The organism is Candidatus Dependentiae bacterium, from assembly GCA_013821315.1.
In the GTDB taxonomy this organism is placed as follows: Bacteria; Babelota; Babeliae; order Babelales; family Babelaceae; genus JACDHA01.
The window spans coordinates 1-8,770 of the sequence record JACDHA010000037.1; the positions used below are offsets into that span (position 1 = coordinate 1).

Here is an 8,770-nt window from a genome sequence, read left to right on the forward strand (position 1 = left end):
TAATATCTTTTCTAAAGCGTGCAGCTTTAGGCACAGTTTTTTGTGGAGTACTTGCAGGTTTTGGTGTCGTTGCTTATGTTATTCATCAAAGTCAAGATACTCAAGCTAAAATTCTTGCAGGTTTAGTTGGTAAGGATGGCCGTGTAGCTAAAGCTTTTTTTTCACCTGATGATAGTATAAAGCAATTACTTATAGGCCTGATTGAAGAGGAAAAAAAACATATAGCAATTGCTATTTATACCTTTACCGAAAAAGATATTGCCCAAGCTTTAGTTGATGCTCATAAGCGTGGCGTTGTGATAGAAGTGGTGGCTGATCGTGGCTATGGCTCAGATCGCTACAGCAAGATACCGCTTCTAGCTAACAATCATATTCCTGTTTGGGTATACCAAAGTGATGTTGATGAACGGAAAGCATCGCTACTGCATGATAAATTTTGTATATTTGACGATACCATACAGCATAAAGCGCTTATCTGGACAGGCTCTTATAATTTTACTCAACGAGCAACTTTAAGAAATCAAGAAAACGTAGTCGTGCTTGATGATCCGGCTATAATAGCTCGCTTTAAAGAACAGTTTGAAAAGCTTAAAGGACGCTCGTTATTAATCAGTGGTCTTCCAGGCACAGTCTATACAGCTGAGAAAAAAATTGATACATCGCTACTCTATACCGTAAAAAAATGGCTTAATAAAATTAAGTTGCCACTCTAAAAAATAAAATAGTGTGCTAAAAAAAATAGGCAAAGAAAAGTGACGTAAGGCTTCATTACTACAATTCCTTCCTAGCTAGCCTTTATGCTAGTGGGTATTTAAAAAAAAATCAAGCAAAAGCTTTTGTTTTGTCCTATCTTTTTTTAGATTGTTTGTTTACGCAAAGAATCTAAAAGCTGCAACATGTCCTGTGGAACGCCATAAACAAAAGAAAATAGTTTGTCTTTATAGGTAAATGATAAACTATAGGCATGCAATGCTTGGCGCTTAATAGTATCTGAAGCAGTGCCATATACGGTGTCGCCTAAAACAGGATATCCTAACGCTGAAAAATGGACTCTTATTTGGTGCGTACGTCCCGTAAGTGGTTTAACCTCAACTAAAGCAGCATCTTTAAAATACTCAAGTACTGTGTAATAAGTAAGTGATTCGCGGCCACGTGGATGTTGATGGGTCATTTTATGATTTTGCTGAGGATGGCGGCTAATAGGAAATTCTATAGTGCCGGTATTAAAAGGGTGGCCAACTACTACAGCTCTATAAGTTTTCTCTATGGTGCGTTTGCGAAATAAATTGCCAAAATAGGTCAATGTTTGCTCATTGCGTGGGATAACCAAAATACCTGAAGTATCTTTGTCTAACCGGTGTACTATACCAGGTCTATCGCTTGGGCCTACACCTTTAAGTTCTTTAAAATGGTGAATAAGCCAATCGACCAGTGTTACCGTGGTTGAATACTCATGAGGCGTATGGACCATAAGGCCTGCAGGTTTATAGACAATTAAAAAATCAGGGTGCTCATACAGTACTTTTACTCCGAGATCTTCTTGCGGTAAAGCAAGCCCTTCAAGTGCTTGTGGTACAGGAAAAGTAATAGCTACTCTATCGTGAGCTTTAACTACGCTATTAGATTTTAAAATAGGTTTTTCGTTAACCTGTATGCTACCAGTTTCAAGTAACTTTTGGAAAAAGTTGCGTGAGTAGCCAGGAAATTGCTGTACTAAGTACAGGTCAATACGTAGAGGAGAACTTGTAGGATCTACCGTGCTTTGTACCGATACACTCGGTTCAGGTGTACGCTCCATTTTAATGCTCCATGCGAGTGTTGTAAGGTTAAAATAAACGTGTTTTGAAAAAGTACTTTTGTTTTTGAAATTTAGAGGTAAACTAATGTTCTCTAGTTTAGGATAGACTGCTTATGTTTAAAGTCAAATGGACAATAAGCAGATAATTGTTTATTCTAAAAAAGAGATCGTTTTAGTATTACATCAATACGGGAGTGTGCAATGGCTACAAAAAGAATATTCGATCAAATTTTACACAATCTCGATACCGTTATTGCACAAGATAGTCCTTTGGGCGTTCTCCTTTGGCAGGGCTTTGTTAAACTACATCCTGCTGATATAGCACAATTTTTAGGTAATAACACCAAGGACACTGCCCAGCTTATTTTTGTACGATTACCTACGCATCTTAAGCTTATGGTGTTTTCTTACCTTTCTGATTCTATGAAGGTCTTTTGCTTATCATTTTTAGATGACCAAGATAGAGGCCACTTGCTTGCAAGTTTGCCACTTGATGAACTTACTGATTTTTTTGATGAGCTTTCAGATGAAGAACTCAAAAAATACTTGGTTTTATTGCATAAAAAAGATCGTGAAAAAGTGCTTTCGCTTATGCAGTTTAATCCTGAGTCTGCCGGTGGTATTATGGATACTAACGTGCTTACGCTTATGCAAGATTTCACTGTTGAAAAAAGCATCCAAATATTGCAACGCTTACAACCAAACAGAGAGCTACACCGAGAAATTTATGTTACCAATCAAGAAAATGAACTTGTTGGCCATATTAATTTAGAAGATTTAGTGCTTAAGCATCCTAAAACACGCCTTTCATCGATACTTTCTAAAAACGAACTCGTAGTACAAGTAGATGAAGACCGAGAAGCTATTGCTCATAAGATGGTCCATTACCAACTTATGACGGTGCCAGTAATAAATCATCAAGGCATTTTTCTAGGTATAATACCAAGTGATACGTTAGTATCTATTATCGAAGAAGAAGCAGCTGAAGACGTTTACAAAATATCTGCTTTAAAGCCTATTAAAGGCACCTACTTTGATACGCCATTTAAAAACCTGTTTTTGCAACGTATAGCAATATTAATACCGCTTTTGTTGTTGCAAACTTTTTCTACCATGATAATGCTCCATTATGAAACTCTTTTAGAAGGGTTTTTATTTGCTTTTTCTCCTATGATCACTAGTACAGGTGGTAATAGTAGCAGTCAGACCTCAGCCTTAGTTATTCAGGGTATGACGTTAGGTGAAATCAACGAAAGCAATATGCCACGCTTTTTATGGCGTGAATTTAATATGGCCGGTATTATGGGCATTACTCTTGGCATCGTTGCATTTATACGTATTTACTTAACTCATGGTGCCCATAATCTATTAGGAAACTTTGCAGTAAGCCTTTCTCTTGCTATAATAGTAATTATCTCGGTAATGCTTGGTAGTGTTATACCGTTTTTGCTTAAAAAGCTCAAATGGGATCCAGCGTTAGCAGCAGGACCTTTTTTAGCAACGCTCATGGATGTTATAGGACTTTTTTCTTATTGCTATATTAGTAAACTAATTTTAAAATAAGTAGTAAGATTTATTGACAAAGAGCTTAAATAGTAGTATTATTTGAATATATACTCGAGTTGAAAGTATTTAGGAGCCGCTAGCTCAGTCGGTAGAGCAACAGCCTTTTAAGCTGTGGGTCGTTGGTTCGAATCCAACGCGGCTCACCATTAGTCCCTATCGTCTAGCCTGGTCCAGGACACCGCCCTTTCACGGCGAAAACAGGGGTTCGAATCCCCTTAGGGACGCCAAATTTTGTTAAAGATTATCGTGCTATTAAAAAAAGCACGATTTTTTTTGCTTATTATCACACTATTTTTCAAGGAGTTTCTATGGCTCGTTCTTCTCTGTCTCATACTCAATTTATATCATTGCTCCTCATTATTGCTGGTTTTTGTTTGATTTTATTTGGAGCAAGTTACCTTATAAAGCCGTTTTTCTTTATGTTTATAGGCTATTTACTTCTTAATTATGGCCTTCAAATGCGTGGTTTTTCATCGATTAATATATTTTTAAGACAAATTACCGTACGCCGCTCACGCTAAACTTTTTTAGAGGGTTTGTTATGATAACAAAAAAACAGGTGCCAGTTGTTAATGCACTACAATTTGCTCTTGAAAGTCTACAAAATTCTTGGTCTTTATTTATCATAAGTGCCGTTCTTTATATACCATTAGTATGCTTAATAGCAACTCTTACATGGCGTTCTTTTGATCTTACTGATTTGCTATTAGACGTAATCACAGGTACTACTAGCACCTATGATTTTTCTGCGCTTATAGTTCCGTTTTCTATTTGGAGTGCTTGTGTTTTACTTAAATGTTATATTTCGCTCATTATAATCCAACTTACTTTACAGCTCTATGATAACAATAAAGCAGTAAAGCTTAATTGTTTGCCGTCTTTAAAAACATTTATAAAATATGTTATAGCTGTTATGGCTATTGGGTTATTGGTGACGCTTCCATGGTTTTTAGTGGTGCCCGGAATGATTATGCTTACAAAATATTTCTTTGTATCTGTAGCTAGTGCAGATGATTCAACTTCGCTTAAACAAGCCTTTAAAAGGAGCAGTAGAGCTACGTTTGGTGTTAGATGGACGCTCTTTGGATATACTCTTATGGTAGGTGTATTAATTTTACTCTCTCTACAGTTTTTTTCGTCTTATTTTTTTGTTTTTGTAAATGCTGTTTTGCAACTTATACTTACACTAGCAAGTGTCTATGTATATCGAAGCTTACTTGATCAACAGAATGAGATTGATCGTAAAGAGAAAAATTTAGAATCAAAAGAAAATTTTAGTGGCAATGAGCAGTAAAATTTTATACTAATGTTTATTGGAAAGAGAACTTTAACAATAAAGCTAAAGTTCTCTTTTTACTATTTACTATAGTTTTATACTTTTTATGTTATTTGATGATAAAATTCAACTCTAGCTTTTATAGAGCCTAAGTAGATAGTATTTACTAAGAAACTTAATTCATAAAATTCAAAAGCAAAAAGAGTAATCATGGCAAAACAGTTTAAAGTTGGTGATCAGGTTGAGTGGAATTCCAGCGCTGGAATAATTCAAGGTACAGTTGAAAAAGAAGTGACTAGTGACACAACCTTTATGGACCATACAGTACGTGCATCAGCTGAAGAACCACAGTATCTAGTGAAAAGTGATAAAACAGGCCATTTTGCTATGCATAAAGGTTCAGCACTTACTAAAATAACAAAAGGTTAGAAGTTTACTCTTCGTTGTAATTTTATGTAGACTTTTTCCTAGCTCGTAAAACTTATAGCTCTATTGATGCTGGTGTATCTCTAGTGGAATCTGCTTGATTTAAGAAAATAAAATAACTTTCTAGCACGGCCATAAGCAAGAGATATAAGTTATTAATTGTTGAGCAAAAATAGTACGGTAACTTACAGTAAGTATTATTCTACTACTTGTTTAATATATTTACAGAGATAGTAATTATGAAAAATAGTTTATGCTTTATTCCAGTTATCCTTATACTCTGTAGTATTATTTTTTCAGGTAGTACTCTCAAATCTTGGCCCTCAATTTTTAATAGATCAAGTAAAGTTACAACATCAATTTTTTTAGATCAAAAAACAAATCAAAAAATTTATACAGCAACGTATCCGTTAGCTGAGTGCCAAGGGTTAGTAAGTATAAAATCTCATACTCATTGGAAAGATTATCCAACCTTATACCCTGGAAAACTATATCCTAAAGAACATCAAGCAATTAACTTAAAACTAGTAAGACATGCTGCTAATGAAGTGGTTATTAAGGCTGTACTGGATAAAGAGATTTATGAGTTAGTTGATAAGAGTTATGAAGGTATGAAGCCTTGGCATGCATTACATAATCCTCAGTCTTCAAATGAGTTCTATCAAAGAAAAAATGGCCCAAGGTGGATTCCTTGGTCAGACAATGCACTAACAAATAATTGGTTGAAACTAGAGCGCAATGTACAGATACGTGCACATAATAGACTTGAATTAAGGCTTGAGGAACCAGGCTATTTTGAGATAGCAGTTCCTTTTGATGCTGATATAGAGACAAATGCAGGAAGTTTTTACTGTAACACTACTAATGCACAGTTATTTCCAGTGCATGAGCAATCAATTGATAAAGCTACTGGCAAAGTAGTCTATAAAAATAGCTATTTACTATCTAAGCCAAAGGGTCTAATTAAGATAGAAAGCAATCTAATGCAAAATAAACCTATTGCTGTAGTTATAACACGCCATAAAAGCAATACAGTTATAGTTGCTCGAACTACCTCTTCTGAGCACATTACAGCTGCTGATAAACAGCCAATTATACAAAGCTCTACACAGTACGCTGCATTATTACGAGGTACAAATAGACTCTACTTATCATTTGAAGAACCTGGTGTATACTCTGTTGCTGTTCCTAATGATGCTGATATAGAAGTAAATCAACTTGAAGGAGATATTAGTTATATTTCTGATAAACCTACATGGTTAACTATTCGTGGTACTACAGTAAACCAAGTTGGCCATAATGGTAATCTTATACGCCCTTCTCCTAATAATAAGTTATTAAAAAATGTAAACGAGTGGGAGTATTATTGGGGTAGTAAAAGCGATCCTTTAACTAGGCTGGTAACTCAAAATGGCCATATAACTGTATTGAGGCGTTACTTGTAATTACGTTTAAATTTCTTTTCTATTTCGTACTGAGAAAGAACCCAAATAGTTGGTCTGCCATGAGGACATGTAAGCTTGTTTTCTTGAGTATAGAGCTTTTTTAACATTCATGTACATCTGGGTTCTTACGTGCTTTTTTTTAAATCGCGATAAAAATTTTCATGAGATCCTAATGAAAGCAGGATTAATTGCTCTTCATCTTCTTGATGTTCATAAGCTAGTAGAATTAGCTGTTTGACCATACTAAACTTATACACTTGAACTCCGCTTAGATCTCCTTTTTTTTCATTGTCAATGTCAGGATTGTTAATGATTTCCATCACTGCTCGATCTAAGTCTTTTTTTTGATTACTATGTAACTTTTTAAGTTGCTTAGTAAATGTGGGAGTTTGTACAACTTTCATGATTAGTTTTCATTGAATGTATATATTTCAAACTTATTAGCAATCGCCTCTTGTTGAGCTATAAGAATATTTTTTATAAATTCATAGGTTAAATCTGGATTTTCTTCAGCTAGTCTTCCTATTTTTGCCCAATGTTCTATTTGTCCTGCTAGCGATCGATTTAATGCTTTAGATATAATTTTTGCTTCCGAAATTATATCTTTTGATAATTTGACTGTTGCCATAGTATACTTTCTTGAATTTAAGCTTATTGTTATTTGCTAATTATAGGTCATTTGGTTTCAAAATACAACCACATGCATTAAAATAACACTTAAATATACTTATTTGTAGTTGCGCTTAAATTTCTTTTCTATTTCATACTGAGAAAGAGCCCAAATAGTTGGTCTGCCGTGAGGACATGTAAGCTTGTTTTCTTGAGCATAAAGCTCTTTTATTATTTCGTGCATACCAGCAGTGTTTAACTCATCGCCAGCTTTTACTGCAGCTTTACAGCTCATTTGGGCATGTATCTTTTCTTGCAAGCTTTTTTGTAACTGTTGCATATCTACCTGTTGTAGCTCATGTATCCAGCCAATGGTTTGCTGTACAATATCTTGAACTGGCTGATTTTTAAGATAAATAGGTGTTTCTTGCACGATAAGTTCTGTTGCACTAGCTTGTTCTATAATTAAACCAACGTTATGAAAGAGCATCAAGTAAGGCTCTAAAGCTACCATATCATTTTTAGCAATCGAAATTACTTGAGGAAATAATAGTTTAACGCGTTCTATAGTGTTAAAGTTTGCTTTTAAACGTTCATATATAATGCGCTCGTGCGCAGCATGCTGATCGATAAGCACTAAGCCTTCAGTTGTTTGAATAATAATATACGTATCTAATGCTTGGCCTACCAAAGTGTACGAGAGTTCAGCAGTAGTAGTTACATCTTGGGCTTGAATAGTATTTTGCTGTAAAATACTTGTAGGTACTTGAGTTATTGCAGTAGGGTGCTCTGGATTTACAACTTGCGAAGTAAAATGCTGTGCAATGGCTTGCGTAAACTGAGAGCTTTCTAGTTGTTGCTTCTCTTGAGAGATTAGAGGGGAATTCTGCTCAAATGACTGACTGATTCTCCATACTTGATTGTTGGAGTACGCATGAGTGTTGGTTGGCAAAGTAGGTATGCTTGACTGTTGTTTGGGTTGGTGGCTAACTGGTGTTGATGCACCCAGGCTTTGAGCTGTATACAGTTCAAGACGCTCTTTGACGGTAGTTTCTATAAGCAGCTCTACTATACGAGGATGTAAAAACTGTACTTCTTCTTTGCGTGGATGAATATTAATATCAACAAATTCTGGATCTAAAGAAATAAATATAAAGCCTGCAGGATACCGTTCTGGTTGAAGCATCCCTTGATAGCCTTTGATAAGTGCTTGAGCAAGCTTATGATTTTTAACCCAACGCTTGTTAACAAATACAAATATCTGGTTGCGATCATAACGGCTATACTGAGGATCAGATAGGGCTCCGCTGACTTTTAAATTCATACGGCCTTCTTCTGCTTCAAACACTAAAATATTATGAGAAAGGGCTTTTTCGTATAACTGTTCAATACGTAACGTAAGATGACTTGCAATGGGGCAGTTATGTACTAACTTTTTTTCGTTGTATAACTTAAAATGTACTTGTGGATAATCCAAACAAATAGCATAAAAGAGTTGTAAAATAGTGCGCCACTCTGTTTCTTTTGCTTTTAAAAACTTTTTACGTGCAGGCACATTATAAAAAAGATCATGAATAGCAATCTCTGTACCTGTATTACAGGCAGTAACTGTTTCTTTATGTATTATCCCGTCACTAACTTCAAGCGTTA

The 8,770-nt window shown here is 35.2% G+C and carries 10 protein-coding genes and 2 tRNA genes; 8 read left to right on the forward strand and 4 right to left on the reverse strand.

The genetic code is table 11. The features are described 5' to 3' along the window. Nucleotides 1-713 (forward strand): hypothetical protein (locus H0X48_06515; protein ID MBA3954946.1); only part of this gene is annotated, 713 nt, incomplete at its 5' end. Between the two features lie 143 nt (nt 714-856). Here the strand turns inward: H0X48_06515 and H0X48_06520 are convergent. Further along, nucleotides 857-1,798: an RluA family pseudouridine synthase gene (locus H0X48_06520; GenBank protein ID MBA3954947.1), complete on the reverse strand. Its 942-nt coding sequence runs from the start codon at nt 1,796-1,798 to the stop codon at nt 857-859. Between the two features lie 201 nt (nt 1,799-1,999). On the opposite strand from H0X48_06520, the gene mgtE reads away from it, so the two are divergent. The 7 genes from mgtE (at nt 2,000) to H0X48_06555 (ending at nt 6,511) form a co-directional block, all read left to right on the forward strand. Continuing rightward, a complete protein-coding gene (mgtE, locus tag H0X48_06525; GenBank protein ID MBA3954948.1) occupies nt 2,000-3,361 on the forward strand; it encodes a magnesium transporter in 1,362 nt (453 codons plus the stop codon). Between the two features lie 73 nt (nt 3,362-3,434). Next, nucleotides 3,435-3,510: transfer RNA gene (locus H0X48_06530), tRNA-Lys, on the forward strand. A 3-nt stretch (nt 3,511-3,513) separates the two neighbouring features. Next, nucleotides 3,514-3,591, forward strand: a tRNA-Glu gene (locus H0X48_06535). An 81-nt stretch (nt 3,592-3,672) separates the two neighbouring features. Continuing rightward, a complete protein-coding gene (locus tag H0X48_06540; GenBank protein ID MBA3954949.1) occupies nt 3,673-3,885 on the forward strand; it encodes a hypothetical protein in 213 nt (70 codons plus the stop codon). Nucleotides 3,886-3,905: 20 nt separating this feature from the next. Beyond that, nucleotides 3,906-4,658 carry a hypothetical protein gene (locus H0X48_06545; protein ID MBA3954950.1) on the forward strand — a complete coding sequence of 251 codons (753 nt, stop codon included), beginning with the start codon at nt 3,906-3,908 and terminating at the stop codon, nt 4,656-4,658. A 192-nt stretch (nt 4,659-4,850) separates the two neighbouring features. Then, complete coding sequence (locus H0X48_06550) at nt 4,851-5,069, forward strand: DUF2945 domain-containing protein (GenBank protein ID MBA3954951.1); 219 nt, start codon at nt 4,851-4,853, stop codon at nt 5,067-5,069. A 236-nt stretch (nt 5,070-5,305) separates the two neighbouring features. Further along, complete coding sequence (locus H0X48_06555) at nt 5,306-6,511, forward strand: hypothetical protein (protein MBA3954952.1); 1,206 nt, start codon at nt 5,306-5,308, stop codon at nt 6,509-6,511. A gap of 125 nt (nt 6,512-6,636) precedes the next feature. On the opposite strand, the gene H0X48_06560 is transcribed toward H0X48_06555, so the two are convergent. The 3 genes from H0X48_06560 to H0X48_06570 form a co-directional block, all read right to left on the reverse strand. Next, complete coding sequence (locus H0X48_06560) at nt 6,637-6,915, reverse strand: type II toxin-antitoxin system RelE/ParE family toxin (protein ID MBA3954953.1); 279 nt, start codon at nt 6,913-6,915, stop codon at nt 6,637-6,639. A 2-nt stretch (nt 6,916-6,917) separates the two neighbouring features. After that, nucleotides 6,918-7,139: a ParD-like family protein gene (locus tag H0X48_06565; GenBank protein ID MBA3954954.1), complete on the reverse strand. Its 222-nt coding sequence runs from the start codon at nt 7,137-7,139 to the stop codon at nt 6,918-6,920. Nucleotides 7,140-7,238: 99 nt separating this feature from the next. After that, nucleotides 7,239-8,770, reverse strand: a 1,532-nt coding sequence (locus H0X48_06570) for a hypothetical protein (GenBank protein MBA3954955.1), incomplete at its 5' end; no start/stop codon positions are given.